This window comes from Trinickia acidisoli, from assembly GCF_017315725.1.
GTDB lineage: Bacteria > Pseudomonadota > Gammaproteobacteria > Burkholderiales > Burkholderiaceae > Trinickia > Trinickia acidisoli.
In genome coordinates, this window is record NZ_JAFLRG010000002.1 from 1,575,728 (window position 1) to 1,595,140 (window position 19,413).

The following is a 19,413-nucleotide window of genomic DNA, read 5'->3' on the forward strand; positions in this document are numbered from 1 at the left end:
AAGAACGGCGAAAAGCAATGCGGGTTCGGCGGATAACGGCATCAGACCCGATCGGCCTGCCGGGAAAGCGCGGCCTCGACGACGAACGCATCGCGCTCGCTCGCCTCTCCATGAATTTCAGCGCAATGCATTCTAGATCAACGTTCGATAAAAAGGTTTAATCCGCATACCGATCAACACGAACAGAACGCCCCGTCTACCGCAATCGCACTCAATGATGAAAATTAATCATGCGATACGCGAAAAAATTCATTATTCCGCACATCCGTCCAGCGTGAACTTTTCGTGGCAAGTAAACCGATTTTTTGCAGACACATTTATACTGCCAAGGCGGCAACGAAATAATTCGTGTGCGACTCGACAGCGCGCGACAGCATAAACAGTGAGTTCCAAAGCACCCCGAAAAGAATTGGGCGCCGGCGTACGGAGAACGTACCCACTATGCAACGCTTCGGGGCGTTTGACCAGCGGCACGTATGACATGTATCGGGAAATTTATGCCACCTAGATCATCTCTCACCGTCGCTCCCTCGCGTGTCGCGAGCCCTGTCGTGGGCGTGCTCGCCTACGACGGTGTCAATGCGTTCGAATTCGGCATCGCTGTCGAAGTGTTCGGGCTGCGGAATATGGGCGCGAATTGGTACCGCGTCGTGGTTTGCGCCGACCAGCCGAAGCACCCGCTGCTCTTGGGGTTCGGCGTCAAGTTGCTGACCGATGCGGGGCTCGCTTGCCTCGAAGAGGCGAGCACGATCATCGTGCCCGGTTGGCACGATATCGATGCTGTCCCGCCCGAGCCGCTGCTCGAGACGCTGCGCCATGCTCATGCGCGGGGGGTGCGCATCGCTTCGATTTGCTCGGGCGTCTTCGTGCTGGCCGCCGCGGGCCTGCTCGACGGCCGGCGCGCGGCCGTGCACTGGGCGCAGGCCGATGCGCTCGCGCGCCGCTATCCGAATCTGCTGGTCGATCCGCGCGTGCTCTATGTCGACGACGGCGACATCCTGAGTTCCGCCGGCCGCGCGGCCGGGCTCGATTTATGTGTGCATATCGTGCGGCGCGACTATGGCGCGGCCGTCGCCAACGAAGTGGCGCGCCGCCTCGTCATTCCCGCACATCGCGAGGGTGGGCAAGCGCAATTCATCTCGGTTCCCGTGCGCGACGAGGGCGATCCGCTCGCCGATGTCCTAGCGTGGGCGCGCATGCACTTGGACGAGGACATGACGATCGATACATTGGCGGACAAAACCGGCATGAGCCGGCGTACGTTCATTCGGCACTTCGAACGCGCAACGGGTGTCAGCCCCGGAGAATGGGTACTGCAAGAGCGAATCACGCAAGCGCGCCAGTTGCTCGAAGACACCGCCATGCCGATCGAGGACGTCGCCACCGCATGTGGCTTCGGCTCGGCCGATACGCTGCGTCACCACTTCCGCGTTCGCTTCGGCACGAGTCCCGGCCGCTATCGCGCGAGCCTGCTGCACGACCCGCAGCCGCAACGTCTCGCGCGTCAGCCGTTGCGGGCTGCTTGAGTACGCTCGTCGATGCGCAGCAAGCGCCCGGCGTTGGCAATGACGATAAAGGTGCCGAGATTGTGCAACAGCGCGACGGTCACGGCCCCCATGAGGCCCAGTGCCGCCAATGCAATGACGCCGACGGTCCATCCGAGACCGATCGCCGCATTGACCGTTGCCGTCCTGCGGCATTGCCGCCCGAGCCGAATGCAGGTTGCCATGCGGCGCAGGTCGTCGCCTAGCAGCACGATGTCGGCGGACGCGACGGCAACGTCGATACCGCGCTCCCCCATTGCGATGCTAGTCGTGCCTGCCTTGATCGCGAGCAAGTCGTTCAGGCCATCACCGACGACGAGCGGATGCCGCCCAGCCTTCATTTCCCCGATGACGAATTCGAGCTTCTCATGCGGCAATGCTTCGGCCATCACCGTTTCAATGCCGATGCGCGAGGCCAATGCGTGCGCCACGGGCGCGCGGTCGCCGGTCAGCAGCGCATAACGGTGTAGCCCGAGTTCGCGCAAATCGTTCAACGCGTCGTGCGCCTCGGGCCGCAGCACATCGGCAAACGCGAACCACGCCATTAATTGCCCGTTCAACGCGAGCCCGACGCAAGGGCCGTCGATGCGCGCCGGCGCCGGCGGCAACGCCGCGACGTGATCGGCGAGCAGCGCATGGCGCCCCAGCACGGCCACGCCGCCCGACGTTTGCGCAATCACGCCCAAGCCGCGCAGCTCGTGCATGTCGTCGAACGGGGGTTTGTCCGCCTGACGCGGGTCGGTCTCGGCGGCATAGCGCACGAGGGCTCGGCTCACGGGATGGGCGCTGCCCTCGCCGAGTCGCGCCGCGAGATCGATCGCGTCGGACAACGCGAATCCGGATTGAAGCGCGACGTCGACCACACGCAGTTCGCCGTAGGTGAGCGTGCCCGTCTTGTCGAGTACGACGGAGTCGATCTCGGCAAGCTTATCGAGAAAGACAGCACTCCTAAATAAAATGCCGTGCCGCGCGCCCACTGCGATGCCGGCGATCGCAGTCGCGGGCGCGGCAAGCACGAGGGCGCACGGACACGCCGCAACGATGACGGCCAGCATCGCCGTCGCGTTCGACGACGTGAACCATACGATCGCAGCGATCAGTAGCACGAGCGCGAGATAGCCGCCCATATAGCGCTCGAGCATCTGCGTCACCGGCGGCTTCGCGCGTTCCGCGCGCTGCATGAGTTCGATGATCTTGCCGAGCGTCGATTGCTTGCCCACTTGCGTCACTTCGATGCGCAGCGGCCCGTCGATGTTCATCGAGCCACCGAACACGGGCGTGCCCAGCTCGACCTCGACCGGAATCGATTCGCCCGTAATGGGGCCGTTGTCGACGCTCGAGTGGCCCAAGCGCACGATGCCGTCGGCCGGAATCCGCGCACCGGGCACGACTTCGACGACGTCGCCCGGAGCGAGACTATCGAATGCGACGTCTTCGACGTGGCCCGCGGCATTCACGCGGCGCACCTTCGACTGCGTCAGTCTTCCGAGCGCGCGGATCGCTTCTTGCGAGCCCAACACGCTGCGCTCCTCGAGCGCATGCCCGAGCGTCATGACGACCGGCAGCAACGCTGCCGTCACCATATCGCCGGTAGCCCAGGCCGCGAGCATCGCCAATGCGATCAACCGATCCGTCACACCATGCAGACTCGGTTTGCGCAGACTGTGCCAGGCACCCGTGAAGACAGGGCCGGCCACGAGCAACGAAGCTAGGCCGGCCAAGACCTGCGAAAGGGGCTCGCCCGCTTTGGCCCAATAGCGCCATGCCATCGACAACACGAGCAACCCGGCCGCGGCCAGCGCCAACGCGATCTGTCTCGTCGCCGTCCGCTGCTCCGCTTCCGACAACGCGATTGCCGCGGTGTGCGTGTGTATCGGCTCGATCTCATGCAAGCCGGCTCGGTCGATGCTCGCGCTCATCTGGTGTTCCCCGGCAAGATCAAGTTCGACGTATCGTGCGGATCGACCGTCGTCACGTGCACCTTCGACAGAATCTGCCGCATACGGTCGCGATATAGGCGCGCGACGAGCCCAGGATCGCTTTGCGCCGCGCCTTCCAACTGCTCGATCAGCGCAGTGCTGGAGTGCGCCTGCGCGACACGCTCGGCCGCGTTCGCTTGCGCATCCGCGAGTATGCGATCGGCGCGCTGCTGGCCGTCTTGCCGCCGCTGCTCGCCGAACGTCCTCGCTTCGGCCACGTTGCGTTCGGCCTGTTGCAGCGACGTCAGAACGGCAGTAAATGCGCCGACCGCCGCCGCCGGAAACGAGGCCTGCAAATCGACCCGCACGACGTCGACGCCCAGGCCCGCGTGGACGCGCTCGAGCGCCGTCAAATGTCGCTCGATCTCGCGCGCGATGTCCATGCGCAATTGATCGCGCTCGAGCGCCATCCTCTGCTCCGATACGCGCTGCTCGGGCCGTGCCACCAAGATCGAGTCGAGATCGCGCTTGGCCGCCACTTGCACCGCCGCCGCGCACACGATCCGCTGCAGCGCCGAATCGAGCCGATCCTTCTGCAACACATAAGCGAAAGGATCGACGACGCGGTAATAGAGCGTCGCGTTCAACTGAACGACACCGTTATCGCCCGTGAGCATATAGCCCGATCCCGCCAATGCGTCGGGCAGCAGTGCTTCGGCCTGTTCCCCATTTAATGAGGACTCCTCATCGAACGGCTGCATGGCCCCGCCTTGTCCATCGGATTTCATGCTCGATGCCGAGGGGTCCGCCCCGCTCGCGCGCGGGTCGCGCTGCAGCGAGCGTATCGGCAAGCTCAGCACGTGCGCGCTGCCCGGCACCATGACGACGGTTTCGAACGGCCGCGGCCATGCGATCAACAACCCGGCATCCTGCTTGCGCACGAATGCGCCGAAGCGCGTCACGACCGCGCTACCGTCCGCCGGAATGCGCCGCACATTGGAAAACGCCCATGCACACGCTGCCAATAGCGCAATCGCCACGACGAACCAGAACGACAAACGCACGGCCTGGCCGCCCGGCCCGAGTGAGGAAGAGGCATCCCGGTTCATGGCGCGCGCTTGCCTCGTTTGAGCGGCGAAGCGGCGGCCGCCGCGGCGGGCACGGCCGAATCGAGCCCGACGGGGCCATGTACCAACGCGCTGAACGGTGCGGCATCGGTGCGCACGATCAGGTTCGTATTGGAATTGACGACCGAATCGAGCGTGTCGAGCGAGCGCAGTATCGTATAAAGGCGCGGATCGGCCGCATAGGCCTTACCGTAAATCGAGGCGGCATCCTTGCGCGATTGCGCTTCGATGTCGGCCGCCTTGACGGTCGCATCGGCCACGGCCTCGCGCGCCTCCCGATCGGCGTCGGAGCGAATCTGCGCCGCCTCGCGCTTGCCGTCGGCCATACGCTGCGCGGCCACCGTTTCGCGTTCCGCGCTCATGCGCTGCACCGTTGCGGCCAACGTCACCGCCGGCAACGTCAATCGCTCCAGACCGACCTGCACGACGTGAACGCCGTAGGCCGCATGCAATTGCGCGTCGATTTGGCGGCGCAGGCTTTCTTCGAACGCCGAAATCCGCACTTGCCCCGGATCGGTGTTGACGAGCGAGGCCAGGTCGAAACCCGCCGACGTGGTCTGCAGCGCGGAGCCGAGCAGCGAGCGAATCTGTCTGGCCGCCTCGTCGGGCTCGTTGCGCACGGCGCGCACGAAACGGCCGACATCACTCGGATCGCCGCCTACGCGCCATGCCACGTAGGCCTGCACGATGATGCGCGAACCGTCGCGCGTGCCGACGTCCTGCAACCCGCTCGAAGTCGTATGCAAACGCAGATCGACGGGCATCGCCGCTTCGATCGGCGCCGGCAGACGCCAAGCGAGGCCCGGTTCGAGCAGCACGCGCACGGGCTGGCCGAACCGCGTCACCACCATCGCCTCGCCCGAGCGCACCTGCACGAGGCTGGCTACGGCGGCAGCGACCAAGACGCATAGGACTGCTAACGATAGGCGCAAGGCAAAGCGGCGACGCGGCTGCCGGCCGTCGCCATCGCCGTCGTCATGCGAATGCCCCTCGCCGTCGTGATCGTGCCCACCGTGATCGTGGTCGTGACCATGCGCATGCGAATGAAAAAGACTCACCGTGTCACCTCGAAACGAATCGACGAGCGCGCGGCGCTGGAGGCCGTGGCGTGCTCATCGAAACTCAATGATTGGGACGCGCGATGCCGGCGACATCGCCGGCCGGATAGGCGCGAAGATCGAGCGTTGCGCGATTGCCTTGCGCGAGCCTGTCGTCGATGATCGTCAGGTGCGCATCGGGAAGGCCGCCCAGCAACTTGTGCAAGTAATACTCGAACGTAAAGGCCGGCCCACCGAGTTGCGCGGCGCCGACTTCGGCATCGAAATCGGTTTGCTGCGCGCGTGCGCGAGCGAGCGTCTCGGCCGCATCGCCCTGCGCTTGCGCGACGTCGTTCTCGGCGCGCTCCTGCGCATCGCCGAGCTCCGTCGCCTCGTAGGCGCGCGCTTGCGCGACGCTCGCCTGCGCACGCACCTGCGCGGCTTGAACGCCGTGATAGGCGGCGGCCGCGCCTGCCGGCGGATGAATGCTTTCGATCACGACAGCCACCACATCGATGCCGGCCCCGAGCCGATCGAGCTGCCGTTGCACGTTCGCGCGCACGACGTCGGCGATCGCCGTCTGCCGCGTCTCGAGCAGCGACGCGAGCGTATGCGACGCGAGATAGTGCACGACTTCGCGATTGGCGATCGAGCGCACCAAGCTTTCCGCATCGCTCGCGCGATAGAGCGCCGCGCGCGCATCGGCATCGGAGGCGCCAACGCGATAATCGAGCCGCACGTCGGCGCTGACGATCTGAAAATTCTGCTGATCGCCGCTCGCGCCAGCAATGACTTGCGTCGTCTCCCACGGATGCGTGACATCCCAAAGCCGATTCAATGCCTCGGGCGCGGGATCGTCGGCACGAACGGAAGGCGACGCGACGCTGCTGTTGTCCGCACCGCCCGACACGATCAGTTGATGCACGGCGCCGTTGTCGACGAGTCGCACCTTACCGAACGGCCAGGGCAGCCCCACGTGTGCGCCGGGCTGCCAGAGCGCCGCAGGTTCGCCGAACCGTTCGTACACCGCGCGCTGATCGGGCGATAGAAACACCACCGCCGTCAGCAACCATCCGCAGAGAACGATCGAAACGATCGCGGCGGGCAGCAAGCGCACGACACTACGCAAGACCCAGTTCTGCCGCAAATCGATGCCGTACTGATGACGCAAGGCTGTACCGAACGCGGCGAGAGGCGAAGGTTGCCACCGAACGATGCTGGCAATCGCGCTGGCCGGCACACGCGTCATGCTCGCGCGGCTCGCTGGCGGAACGAAGACGAGCACCGCCGCGCGCAAGGCCAGCTCCAGTGCGATGGCGGCGCTCAGTGCCGCTGCCACGCGAAGCGGCCAATCAGGCGCCGTACCCGCATAAGCGAGCCACACGCTCGAAGCGGCGGCCGCGAGCGTCACGATCAAGACCACGCGGAACATCCGCGTCAACGAGACGAACACGGGCGAGCGTTCGGCCTGCGCATGACAAGTGCGCTCCGCGATGAGCGTGACGAAGGCGAGAACCAGCAAGACGGCGCTGTTGGCGGTAGGCAGTGCGGGGGACACGAGTGCGCGTATCAACGTCGCGGGCGGTAGCGGCAACCAGGCGGCGGCAGTCGATGCGATCGCAACGCACGCGCATAGCAAAGCGCCCCATGGCTGCCAGGAAATCGAGCGCAGGGCGACGCAGAATGCCGTCGACCCATGCTGACGACGCGCAGCCCGCCAAGCGGTGCGGACGAATAGCCGCCAGCTCGCGGTTCGCACGCGGACCGCCCGACCTTGCGCCGACAGGCGTGCCCCGTTCGCGACGACGAAAAGATCGAGCCAAGCGCAAGCGAGCGGCGCATACCAGCGCACGTCGAGCGGCAGTGCCCACAGAAAACTTAGGAGAACGAACAATGCGCCGAGTCCGGCAGCGATGGCCGCCGTCCACGCGATGCCTCGCGCTTCGTGGCCGATTGGTTCGCTGCTGCCCCCTGCCAGGAACGACATCGCGCGCCCTCTACGTGCTTGAAGATGGTGGAGATTGGATTGCCCGGTGCCGTAGCGGCTCCGGGGCAAAGGTGGGTGCTGAATGTAGCCTGCCAGGCGCTGAAACTCAAGACCGGCACCCTGAGTTCGCGCAGGCTTGTCATGCTGCAATGATATGTTATATCATTGCATTCGGCCTGCCGCCGCCCGATCCGGGGATGTTTCGGGTTTCGCGAATGATACGTTATATCGTATCGATTCACGCCATCGCCACCGCTCGCGCCAGTTCGAACCGCCGTTCGCTCCGGCCGGCCCAGTTCGCGCGCATTGCAGCGCTTCATGGACTACATCGAAAAATGAACCGTCTGGTCTTCTCCGCCAAAGCATTGTTTGCGATGCCGTTGTTCGTTATGCCATTGTTAGCCGCGCCCTTATTCGCGTATGCCGCCGATCCAATCGGTACCGCTCGAACGACCGCGGCCAGCGCGCAAGCCGCCAGCGCGGCGGCCACTTCGGCTGACTCGGCAAAGGAAAAGGACGAAACGCTCGACGTCACCGTGCAAGCACGACGGCTCGACCAAGCGCGCAACGGCTTGTCGCCCGAGGTCGGCAGCAGCGTGTATCGCATCTCGCAAGCCGACATCGACTCGCTGCCGCAAGGCGCCGACACGCCGCTCAATCAGGTGTTGCTGCAAGCCCCCGGCGTGGCGGACGATTCATACGGACAATTGCACGTGCGAGGCGAGCATGCGAATTTGCAGTACCGGCTCGACGGCATCATCATTCCCGAGCCGATCAGCGGGTTCGGTCAGTCGTTCGATACGCGCATCGTCGACCAAGTCAGCCTGGTGACCGGTGCGCTACCGGCGCAATACGGCTACCGCACGGCAGGCATCGTCGACATTCGCACCAAATCGGGCGACACCGCGAACGACACCGACAGCGGCGGCGCGATCGACGTCTTTGGCGGTACCCATCAAACGTTCCAAACGAGCGCCGACGTATACGGGTCGAACGGCCCGTTCAGCTATTACTTCACCGGCACGCTCGGCGAAAACAATCTCGGTATCGAAGCGCCCACCTCGGACGGCAGTCCGCTGCACGATCACACGCGGCAGGGCAACGAATTCGGCTATCTGTCGTACCTCGTCGATCCGCTCACGCGGGTGGCCTTGATGTTCGGCACCACCAGCAATCAGTTCCAAATTCCGAATACACCGGGCCTACCTGGCGTGTTCACGCTCAACGGCAGTTCGTCGTTCGATTCGGCGAATCTGAACGAGACCCAATCCGAACTCACGAACTTCGCCGCGATCGCGCTGCAAGGAACGAACGGCGCAGCGCTCGACTATCAGGTTGCGTTGTTCTCGCGATACTCGCGGACTCAATTCAATCCCGATCCGACGGGCGATTTGATTTTCAACGGCGTAGCATCGAGCGATTTTCACAGCAATCAAGCCAACGGCATCCAAGTCGATACGACGTATCGTTTGACCGACACGCACACGTTACGCGCGGGCATCCTGCTGCAGGAAGAACACGCCGTATTCGACAACAGCGTGGCCGTGCTCCCTACCGACGCCAACGGCAATCAGATCTCCGACGTGCCTTTCACGATCAACGATTCGAGCGGCAAAACGGGCTACCTATACAGCCTGTACGCACAGGACGAGTGGAAGATCGCAAGCAAGGTCACGGTGAACTACGGCCTGCGGCTCGACCGCATGGACGAGTATGTACAAGCCGGACAGGTAAGCCCGCGTCTCGGCATCGTCTATCAGCCGACCAACGCGACGACGATACACGCGGGTTACGCGCGCTATTTCACGCCCCCGCCGTTCGAGCTCGTTTCCAGTTCGGCGATCGGCATCTTCAACGGCACGACGAATCAAGCCCCCTCGCCGCAGAACGATCCGGTCAAACCGGAGCGCAGCGATTACTTCGATGCCGGCATCACGCAGCGCATCACATCTGAATTGGCGCTCGGCCTCGATGCCTACTACAAGCGTTCGTCGGATCTGCTCGACGAAGGGCAGTTCGGGACTGCATTGATCTTCACGCCGTTCAACTATGCGATGGGACGTACCTATGGGCTCGAACTGACGGCGAGCTACACGCACGAGAACGCATCGGCCTACCTGAACGTCGCATATAGCCACGCACAAGGTAAAGACATCGAATCGGCGCAATTCAACTTCACCCCTGCCGAGCTCGCCTACATCGCCAATCATTGGGTCTACCTCGATCACGATCAACGCGTCACCGCTTCGTTCGGTGGCTCGTATGCGATCGGGAGAACCACGCTGACGGCCGACGCGACAGTTGGCAGCGGCCTGCGTAGCGGATTCGCCAACACCGATCGACTGCCTTGGTATACGCAAGTCAATCTCGGCGTCATCGAGCATTTGAACGCGCCGTGGCTCGGCAAGTTCGACACGCGTCTCCTGCTCCTCAATGCATTCGGCAGAGTCTATGAATTGCGCGACGGCTCGGGCATCGGCGTAGGTGCGCCTCAATACGGGCCGCAGCGCGCGATCTACGCCGGCATCACGAAACACTTTTGACGAGCGATTGGCAACGATAGGAGTGCACATATGAACGCATGGACGGGTTTCATCGATGCGATCCAGCTCGGGGGCTGGGCCGTCTATCCGTTGTCGGTACTGGCCATCGCCGCACTGGCGATTACGCTCGATCGCACCTACGTCTTCTGGCGTTTTGCACGGCTTTCCGCTCACGCGAAAGAAGCGCTGAAGGCCGGGGCGGCGGCACCGCTCGAACTCGCCCGGGTATTGCCGCCCGCGCACGCCTTCGAACGTGTCGCTCGCGCTCTGCAAGACGCGCGCGCGCCGCTGTGGCACATCGAGGCCCGCATCGAAGTCGCTGCTGCCGTCATCGAACGCGACATGATCCGAGGACTATGGCTGCTCGAAACGATCGTGACCGCAGCTCCGCTATTAGGGCTGCTCGGCACGATCGTCGGCATGATGCGCTCGTTTCGCCTCCTCGGCACGGACGGCCTCGTCAGCCCCGCCGGCGTATCGAGTGGGGTCGCGCAAGCGCTCGTCGCTACGGCGATCGGGCTCGTCATCGCAGTAGCGGCCCTCTTCGCATTCAACTACTTCTCGCGCCGCGTCGACAGCCTGATGGCCGAGCTCGAAGCATTCGCCAATGAAACGCTTGCACAGCTACGTCTCGCACACGAGCAACATCGCTTGGCGGAGGCGGCATGAAGCTGCGCCGCTCGCGCGTCTCCAAACTAGGGCGCATCGAGATCATCCCGATGATCGACGTCATGTTCTTCTTGCTCGCGACGTTCATGCTCGCCTCGCTCGCCATGCAGCGGCTCGACAGCGTGCGGATCGATCTACCGCAAGGGCAGGCACAATCACTTGCGCTCGATCGGCCGCTCACGCTGTCGATCGAGCGCACCAATACGATCTATGTCGACCGCCGGCGCGTAGCGCTCGAACAAGTTGCGGCGGTCGTGGCGCGGCTACTGCCTTCGAACCATGAAGTCGTGATGGCGGCCGACGCCGCGGCTTCCAACGGCGTGGTCGTCCAGGCGATGCTCGCGGCGCGCAAGGGTGGCGCGGAACATTTTCTCGTGGCCGTTCATCGTGAGTAAAACGCGTCTGGCCGCGCGTGCAGCATTGGGAAGCGACGGCTATCGAGTGCGACTGCTGATCGCAACGGGAATCGCGGGTACGCTGTGGCTTTTCTCGCTCGCTTACTTCGGTGTGCTGCTCTCGTCGAATCATCGACCGCAGCCCCCACGGCCACCGCGGAAGCCACTGCCGCTCGACATGCGCCTCGTCGAATTGCCCCCGCCCGTCGCCGAACAACGCGAGCAGACCGACGCTGCGCACATCGCACAGCGAACGCCCATGCTCGATCGTCTTCACCCCAACGCACAGCCTATGCCCCCTGCGCGCACGCAGCATGTCGCACGGCCATCGACCCCTTCGATCGCGCCCCCCACTACCGCACCGAGCAACGTGCAGCCGACAACGAGAAGCGACCATCCTGCGGTTCAACCGCAGGCAGCGCAATCGCCTCACACTGCCGACGTACCGGATCAAAAAGCCGATACGTCCAACAACAATCCGCCGTCATCCGCCGGCGCGTTCCATACCGAGCCGACGAGCCGTCCGGCTCAATTGCGCTCGCAGCCATTGCCGGCATTGCCCGACGATCTGCGCGAGCAAGCGTATCAGGCGGCTGCGTTGGCGCGTTTCGTGATTCACCCTGATGGAACGTTCGACGTCGAACTCGTCAAACCCACGCCTTATCCGCGGTTGAACGGCATCTTGCTGGAAGCGCTTCGCAAATGGCAATTCACCCCGGCTACGGAAAACGGCCGCGCGGTCGAAAGCCGTCAACAGGTACGCGTGCATTTCGATGTTCAGTGATGGCGACATCGGGCAAGATGCAGCTCGACGATCGCGCCGATATGCTCGCGGACGAATGCGGATCGAGCGATCGCTTCGGCGCACCCAATGATGCAATTCGCCGTTGACGGTTAAAATGCCGGAGCTTTGCATTCGCCGTCGAATCGTCGCCGAAACACAGATACTCCGGTACGCCGATAAGCCAATGCAGCGACCGAACGTCACCCCATTTCGGAGAACAACGCGTGAACGCCCTTTCCGCCTTCCCCATTACACGTAAATGGCCGGCTCAGCACCCCGAGCGCATTCAGCTCTACTCGCTGCCCACGCCGAACGGCGTCAAAGTGTCGATCATGCTCGAAGAGACGGGGTTGCCGTACGAACCGCATCTCGTGCGCTTCGATGCGAACGATCAGATGTCGCAGGAGTTTCGCTCGCTGAATCCGAACAACAAGATTCCGGCCATCATCGATCCGAACGGGCCGGGCGCAAAGCCGCTCGCACTGTTCGAATCGGGCGCGATCCTGATTTACTTGGCCGACAAGAGCCGCAAGTTCATGCCGCTCGACGAAGCGAGCCGCTATGAAACGATTCAGTGGCTGATGTTCCAAATGGGAGGCATCGGCCCGATGTTCGGCCAAGTGGGCTTCTTCAACAAGTTTGCCGGCAAGGACTACGAAGACAAACGTCCGCGCGATCGCTACGTGGCCGAAGCGCGACGGCTGCTCGGCGTGCTCAACGATCGGCTTTGCGAGCGTCAATGGATCATGGGCGACGGCTACACGATCGCCGACATCGCAACGTTCCCGTGGATACGCAATCTCGTCGGATTTTACGAAGCGGGAGAGATCGTCGGCTTCGCCGATTTTCCGCACGTCAAGCGCGCGCTCGACGTGTTCGTCGCGAGGCCCGCCGTGATTCGGGGCCTCGATATTCCCCGCCGGGGGTAAGCGCAGGCGTGTGCTTCACTGTCTAGCGACTGAGCGCGATCCCGAGATCGTCTCGATCCGCGCGATGAAGACGAGCGCCTTCCCGCCGGAGGGTTGCGCCGATCATTGCACCTGTGCCTGCGCTGCTTGGCGCTGCGCTGCTTTCTTTTCCTGTTCGTGCTTCTTCGCGAGATGGTGCCCGACGACGCATCCGCCGACGGCACCGACAACCGCATGGTGTCCCGCATAGTGGCCTGCCACGCCGCCGACGACCGCACCTTTCAAACAGCCTGCCGCGTGCGCGGTCCCAGCCGTTGAAAGCGCGAGCAGCGCAGATAACAAAAGGGCTTTCGTTCCAGTGGTTTTCATCATCGACACCTTGTGGTTGAGTCGCCCGAACATTGGGGCATGAATCGCGATTTCAAGCTAACACAAGGCGATGCATGAGCGACATTCTGATTACCGCCTACCCATGCGCTCCACAAACGTCTTCATTCATCGCACCACGTTGAGCTTGCGCCACAGTGTTGTCTTGCTGATCCCCAGCGCCTGGCAGGCCGCATCGCGATCGCCGTTGCAAGCCGCGAGCGCAGCGCGAATCTCGTCCGCTTCGACGTGCCGGCTTCGCTCGCGCAGGGTCTTCGCGTCGGCTCGACCGTTTTGCGCGCTGACGTCACCCGCGAACCATTCCGGTGCGATCGTGCGCATCGTGTCGACGTCGAGCAGCGGCACGCCACCGTTCGACGTTTCGACGTCGGCCAACTCGACCACGATCCGCTCGATGACGTTCTGCAACTCGCGCACATTGCCGGGCCACGCATAGCGGCACAGTGCATCTTCGACACCAGCCAGCACGCGCGCAGCCGTCTCGCCACTGCGAATGCGTGCTGCCAAACGCGATTCACGCCGCACGGCCTGCATGAACAGCGCCACGGCAAGCGGCATGATGTCGTCGGCCCGCTCGCGCAACGGCGGCAACGCCATGCTCAAAATGTTCAAGCGATAGTAAAGATCGGCACGAAAAGTCCCGCTCGCGATGCGCTCGGTCAACGCCCCATGCGTCGCAGCGACGACGCGAATGTCGACGCGCGTAGGCTCCGTCGAGCCGAGCCGCACCACCTCCCTCTCCTGCAACACGCGCAACAGGCGGCTCTGCAGCGGCAACGGCATCTCGCCGATTTCGTCGAGGAACAGCGTGCCGCGGTGAGCCGCCTCGATCAAGCCGGCCTTGCCGCCTTTGCGCGCGCCCGTAAATGCGCCCTCTTCATAGCCGAACAACTCGCTTTCGAGCAACGCTTCGGGAAACGCCCCGCAATTGATCGCGACGAAAGGAAACTCACGCCGCGCACTGAGCCGGTGAATACTTTGCGCCACCATCTCCTTGCCCGTGCCGCTTTCGCCGAGCACGAGCACCGTCGCATCGGATTTGGCGTAGCGCTTCACCAGTGTCTTCACGCGCTGCATCGATGCGCTCTCGCCCACCAGATCGTCGAGCCGATATCGCGCCGAGAATTGATGCGTCAACTGCTTCGATCGCAAAGTCCGATCGAGCCGTTCGACCGCGCGCGATTCTTGAAACGTCAGCACCGCGCCATCTTCCCCGCTGTCGCCGGCAAGCGGGCCGCGATGCACGAGATAGCTGACACCGCGAATCGAAGCGAGCACGTCGCCGTCGGCATCGGGCAACGAACGCGCGAGATCGGGCGCAAGCTCCGCCAGCGGCCGGCCAACGGCACCGGCCGCATCGATGCTGAGCGCGTCGGCCAGCCGCCGATTGATCGCCTCGACGCGGCCGTTCGCATCGAGCGCCACCACACCGTCGCGCAAATGCTGCAGCAAGTTGTCGATGTGCCGGCGACGCTTCGCTTCGACGCGCGTCGCCTCCGCCAAATCGAGCGCGGCGTCGAATGCGCGCCGTATCGACGCATGCGAATAAAGGAAGACGCTGTCGATGCCGGCCGCCGCCGCCAAGTCAGCGATGAGGCCCGGCCCGACGATCGCGCCGACACCGCGCTCGCGCAGCGCATGCACGCAAGCGTCGGCGTCCTCGGCAGAGCGATACGACGCGAAGACGACGTCGAGTCCGTATGCCGCCACGAAATCACGCACTTCCTGCGGCGTCTCGCCCGGGCTGACGAGCGCGACTTGCCGCTCGCCCTGCCGCCGCGCCCGCGCAAGCGACTGCATGACGTCGAATCCGGTCGGATTGATCTGCACGACCGGAACCGAGAGACGCGTCTTCAGGTACGCAGCATTCGATCCGCCCGCGACGATGACGTCAGGGCGCCTCGCCCCACCCGCATCGACTTCGCGCACGGCATCGTCATAAGCGCGCGAAATCACGCGTAGATCGGCGCGCTCCTCGTATTCGCCCGCGATTTCGAACAAGAGATCGCGCAGCCGGCTAATGCCGAATGCCCAGATCCGCGGGCGCGGAAGCACTTCGAATGAATGATCGGAAGGAAGACGGCTCACAGAGCAACTCCGTCGGTGGATAGCGCAGGCATGCGCAGCCGTATTATGCTCGCGACGGTTCTATTATGAAATCGTCGATTTCATTTTTGAAATAACATGGACGAACCAACGATGATCTGCTCCATAAGAATCAAGGGCTTAACAGGGATCGCACCACCTGGTCCGCACCTTGCTCTATGGGTACACCTTTCTGGGAGCCAACGTGAATACAGGTAATCAGCAACCCATGCGTGCCGGCGCGGCGTTCCGCGCGGCCGTCGCCGGCGAGCAGCCGCTGCAGGTCGTCGGCGCGATCACCGCCTATGCCGCCAAGATGGCGCAAGCCACCGGCTTCAAGGCCGTCTACTTGTCCGGCGGCGGCGTGGCCGCGAACTCGCTGGGCATCCCCGATCTGGGCATCAGCACGATGGAAGACGTGCTCATCGACGCGCGCCGCATCACCGACGCCTGCTCCCTGCCCCTGCTCGTGGACATCGACACCGGCTGGGGCGGCGCCTTCAACATCGCCCGCACCATCCGCTCGTTCATCAAGGCCGGCGTCGCCGCCGTGCACCTCGAAGATCAAGTCGGACAAAAGCGTTGCGGCCATCGCCCCGGCAAGGAATGCGTGCCCAAGGAGGAGATGGTCGATCGCGTGAAGGCAGCCGTCGATGCGCGCACCGACGATCAATTCGTCATCATGGCCCGCACCGATGCCGCGGCGTCCGAGGGGATCGATGCGGCCATCGAGCGCGCCCTCGCCTATGTCGAAGCCGGCGCGGATATGATCTTCCCCGAGGCGATGCGCACGCTGGACGACTACCGCAAGTTCAAAACCGCGGTCAAAGTGCCGATCCTCGCGAACCTGACCGAATTCGGCGCGACGCCGCTCTTTACGCTCGATGAGCTCAAGACGGTCGACGTCGATATCGCGCTCTATTGCTGCGGCGCCTATCGCGCGATGAACGCGGCGGCGCTCAACTTCTACGAGACGGTGCGCCGCGACGGCACGCAAAAAGCCGCCGTGCCGACGATGCAAACGCGCGACGATCTATACCAGTACCTCGGCTATCACGCGTACGAAGACAAACTCGACGCGCTCTTCGCCGCTAAGAAGTAATCATTAATTCGACTCTCGAAGCTGGAGACAACACCATGAGTGAAGCAGTGAAGGAAGCGCCGGCCGCCGGCACGTTCAAGCCGAAGAAGTCGGTCGCGCTTTCGGGGGTGAGCGCGGGCAATACGGCGCTTTGCACGGTCGGCCGCACGGGCAACGACTTGCACTACCGCGGCTACGACATTCTCGACATCGCCACCACCTGCGAATTCGAGGAGATCGCCTATCTGCTCGTGCACGAAAAGCTGCCGACCGCCGCCGAGCTGACCGCCTACAAGAAGAAGCTGAAAGCCCTGCGCGGCTTGCCCGCCAACGTGAAAGCCGCACTCGAATGGGTACCCGCTTCGGCCCACCCGATGGACGTGATGCGCACCGGCGTATCGGTGCTCGGCACGGTGCTGCCCGAGAAAGACGATCACAACGTCGCCGGCGCGCGCGACATCGCCGATCGCTTGATGGCCTCGCTCGGCTCGATGCTGCTGTACTGGTACCACTACTCGCACAACGGCCGTCGCATCGAAGTGGAAACCGACGACGATTCGATCGGCGGCCACTTCCTGCACTTGCTGCACGGCAAGGCCCCGTCGAAAGCCTGGGTGCAGGCGATGCATACCTCGCTGAACCTGTACGCCGAGCACGAATTCAACGCCTCGACGTTCACGGGCCGCGTCATCGCCGGCACGGGCTCGGACCTCTATTCGGCCATCACGGGCGCGATCGGCGCACTGCGCGGGCCCAAGCACGGCGGCGCGAACGAAGCGGCCTTCGAGATCCAATCGCGCTACGGCTCGCCCGATGAAGCGGAAGCCGACATTCGCCGCCGCGTCGAGAACAAGGAGGTCGTGATCGGCTTCGGTCACCCCGTCTACACGATTTCCGATCCGCGCAACAAGGTCATCAAGGAAATCGCTCACGCGCTCTCGAAAGAAGCCGAAGATACGCGTCTGTTCAATATCGCCGAGCGCCTCGAATCGGTGATGTGGGACGCCAAGAAGATGTTCCCGAATCTGGACTGGTTCAGCGCGGTGTCGTATCACATGATGGGCGTGCCGACGGCAATGTTCACGCCGCTGTTCGTGATCTCGCGAACGGCGGGCTGGAGCGCCCACATCATCGAGCAACGCATCGACAACAAGATCATTCGTCCGAGCGCAAACTACACCGGGCCGGAGAACCTGAAGTTCGTCCCGATCGGCAAGCGCTGATCGCGAAAGCAGGCCCATGCCTCGTTCATGGGCCCTCCGCGGCGGTATAGAGAGGTGGGAGACAAACCATGAGCACACACATGTACGAAGCGGGCCTCGGCAAGAACGCCGCGAACTTCGCCGCGCTCACGCCACTCATGTTCATCGAGCGCGCCGCAAGCGTCTATCCGACACGCCTTGCCGTCGTACACGGCGAGATTCGCCGGACTTGGCAGGAAACCTATGCCCGCACGCGACGCCTTGCATCGGCACTCGCGGCGCGCGGCATCGGGCTCGGCGACACCGTCGCCGTCATGCTGCCGAATACGCCGGCCATGGTGGAAGCGCATTTCGGCATCCCCATGACCGGCGCCGTGCTCAATACGCTCAATACGCGCCTCGACGCCGGCACGCTGGCCTTCATGCTCAATCACGGCGAAGCCACGGCCGTGCTGGTGGATCGCGAGTTCTCCGACTTGATGCGCTCCGTGCTGCCGGCCGTCGAGCGGCCCATCCTCGTCATCGACGTCGACGATACGCAATACACCGGCCCCGGCGAGCGGCTCGGCGAAATCGAGTACGAGGCGTTGCTCGCGGGCGGTGATCCCGAATTCGCATGGCAGCCGCCGAGCGACGAATGGAACGCCATCAGCCTGAACTACACGTCTGGGACAACCGGCAATCCGAAGGGCGTCGTCTATCACCATCGCGGCGCCTATACCGCTGCAATCAGCAATATCCTCGAATGGGACATGCCCAAGCATGCCGTCTATCTCTGGACGCTGCCCATGTTTCACTGCAACGGATGGTGCTTCCCTTGGGCCGTTGCCGCGCGTGCCGGCGTCAACGTCTGCCTGCGCAAGGTCGATGCAAAAGCGATCTTCGATCTCATTCGCGCCGAGCGCGTCACGCATTACTGCGGCGCGCCGATCGTGCACAACCTGCTCGTCAATGCCCCCGACGAACACAAGACCGGCATCGCGCATCGCGTCAATGCGATGGTGGCGGGCGCCGCGCCACCTGCCGCGTTGATCGAAAGCCTCGAGCTGCTCGGCTTCGAACTCACGCACGTCTATGGGCTCACTGAAGTGTATGGCCCCGCATCGGTCTGCCCTCAACAAGACGAATGGCGCACGCTCGACATCGGCGAGCGCGCCCGCCTGAATGCGCGTCAAGGCGTGCGCTATCACCTGCAGGAGGGATGCGCGGTGCTCGATGCCGACACCATGACACCCGTGCCGTCCGACGGTGAAACGATCGGCGAGGTCATGTTCCGCGGCAACATCGCCATGAAGGGATACTTGAAGAACCCGACTGCCACGGAAGACGCATTTCGCGGCGGCTGGTTTCATTCGGGCGATCTCGGCGTTGCCTATCCCGACGGCTACATCCGCATCAAGGATCGCAGCAAGGACATCATCATCTCGGGCGGCGAAAACATTTCGAGCATCGAGATCGAAGACGTTTTGTACCGGCATCCTGCCGTGCTCGCGGTCGCCGTCGTGGCCAAGCCCGATCCGCGCTGGGGCGAAACGCCTTGCGCGTTCGTCGAACTCAAGGCAGGCGCCACGGCCACGGCTGCCGATTTGATTGCGCATTGCAAGGCGCATCTCGCCGGCTTCAAGGTACCGCGCGCGATCGAATTCGCCGAATTACCGAAAACGTCGACCGGCAAGATCCAGAAATTCGAGCTACGCAAATTGGCCAAATCCGTGGCCGCGATCGACATATGACGTTCGTTCGCA

Annotated in this window: 15 protein-coding genes; 9 read left to right on the plus strand and 6 right to left on the minus strand. The window is 63.5% G+C overall.

The window, feature by feature from the left end:
• Positions 1–497: 497 nt before the first annotated feature.
• A complete protein-coding gene (gene ftrA / locus J3485_RS25360; RefSeq protein ID WP_206957069.1) occupies positions 498–1,526 on the plus strand; it encodes a transcriptional regulator FtrA in 1,029 nt (342 codons plus the stop codon).
• Here ftrA and J3485_RS25365 read toward each other — a convergent pair.
• The 4 genes from J3485_RS25365 to hflK form a co-directional block, all read right to left on the minus strand.
• Positions 1,505–3,463, minus strand: coding sequence for a heavy metal translocating P-type ATPase (locus tag J3485_RS25365; protein WP_206957070.1), 1,959 nt, complete (start codon positions 3,461–3,463; stop codon positions 1,505–1,507). The two genes, ftrA and J3485_RS25365, sit on opposite strands and share 22 nt — an antisense overlap.
• A complete protein-coding gene (locus J3485_RS25370) occupies positions 3,460–4,572 on the minus strand; it encodes an SPFH domain-containing protein (RefSeq protein WP_206957071.1) in 1,113 nt (370 codons plus the stop codon). The genes J3485_RS25365 and J3485_RS25370 overlap by 4 nt, the downstream gene beginning before the upstream one ends.
• Positions 4,569–5,648 (minus strand): protease modulator HflC, encoded by a 1,080-nt coding sequence (gene hflC, locus J3485_RS25375; protein ID WP_206957072.1) that lies wholly within the window; start codon positions 5,646–5,648, stop codon positions 4,569–4,571. The genes J3485_RS25370 and hflC overlap by 4 nt, the downstream gene beginning before the upstream one ends.
• A gap of 64 nt (positions 5,649–5,712) precedes the next feature.
• A complete protein-coding gene (hflK, locus tag J3485_RS25380) occupies positions 5,713–7,614 on the minus strand; it encodes a protease modulator HflK (protein ID WP_206957073.1) in 1,902 nt (633 codons plus the stop codon).
• Between the two features lie 335 nt (positions 7,615–7,949).
• On the opposite strand from hflK, the gene J3485_RS25385 reads away from it, so the two are divergent.
• From J3485_RS25385 to J3485_RS25405, 5 genes are all read left to right on the plus strand, one after another.
• On the plus strand, positions 7,950–10,157 hold the full coding sequence (locus tag J3485_RS25385; protein WP_206957074.1) for a TonB-dependent receptor: 2,208 nt from the start codon (positions 7,950–7,952) through the stop codon (positions 10,155–10,157).
• A gap of 30 nt (positions 10,158–10,187) precedes the next feature.
• The gene (locus J3485_RS25390) at positions 10,188–10,826 is read left to right on the plus strand and encodes a MotA/TolQ/ExbB proton channel family protein (RefSeq protein WP_206957075.1); all 639 of its coding nucleotides are present in this window, start codon (positions 10,188–10,190) and stop codon (positions 10,824–10,826) included.
• On the plus strand, positions 10,823–11,221 hold the full coding sequence (locus J3485_RS25395) for an ExbD/TolR family protein (protein ID WP_206957076.1): 399 nt from the start codon (positions 10,823–10,825) through the stop codon (positions 11,219–11,221). Before J3485_RS25390 ends, J3485_RS25395 begins: the two co-directional genes overlap by 4 nt.
• A complete protein-coding gene (locus tag J3485_RS25400; RefSeq protein WP_309477083.1) occupies positions 11,214–12,005 on the plus strand; it encodes an energy transducer TonB in 792 nt (263 codons plus the stop codon). Before J3485_RS25395 ends, J3485_RS25400 begins: the two co-directional genes overlap by 8 nt.
• A gap of 224 nt (positions 12,006–12,229) precedes the next feature.
• The gene (locus tag J3485_RS25405; RefSeq protein ID WP_206957077.1) at positions 12,230–12,934 is read left to right on the plus strand and encodes a glutathione S-transferase N-terminal domain-containing protein; all 705 of its coding nucleotides are present in this window, start codon (positions 12,230–12,232) and stop codon (positions 12,932–12,934) included.
• A gap of 102 nt (positions 12,935–13,036) precedes the next feature.
• On the opposite strand, the gene J3485_RS25410 is transcribed toward J3485_RS25405, so the two are convergent.
• On the minus strand, positions 13,037–13,282 hold the full coding sequence (locus J3485_RS25410) for a hypothetical protein (RefSeq protein ID WP_206958379.1): 246 nt from the start codon (positions 13,280–13,282) through the stop codon (positions 13,037–13,039).
• A gap of 126 nt (positions 13,283–13,408) precedes the next feature.
• Complete coding sequence (prpR, locus tag J3485_RS25415) at positions 13,409–15,388, minus strand: propionate catabolism operon regulatory protein PrpR (RefSeq protein ID WP_206957078.1); 1,980 nt, start codon at positions 15,386–15,388, stop codon at positions 13,409–13,411.
• Between the two features lie 226 nt (positions 15,389–15,614).
• On the opposite strand from prpR, the gene prpB reads away from it, so the two are divergent.
• From prpB to J3485_RS25430, 3 genes are all read left to right on the plus strand, one after another.
• Complete coding sequence (prpB, locus tag J3485_RS25420) at positions 15,615–16,487, plus strand: methylisocitrate lyase (RefSeq protein WP_242539076.1); 873 nt, start codon at positions 15,615–15,617, stop codon at positions 16,485–16,487.
• Between the two features lie 35 nt (positions 16,488–16,522).
• A complete protein-coding gene (gene prpC / locus J3485_RS25425; RefSeq protein WP_206957080.1) occupies positions 16,523–17,689 on the plus strand; it encodes a bifunctional 2-methylcitrate synthase/citrate synthase in 1,167 nt (388 codons plus the stop codon).
• A 68-nt stretch (positions 17,690–17,757) separates the two neighbouring features.
• The gene (locus J3485_RS25430) at positions 17,758–19,401 is read left to right on the plus strand and encodes an acyl-CoA synthetase (RefSeq protein WP_206957081.1); all 1,644 of its coding nucleotides are present in this window, start codon (positions 17,758–17,760) and stop codon (positions 19,399–19,401) included.
• The last annotated feature ends 12 nt before the right edge of the window (positions 19,402–19,413 follow it).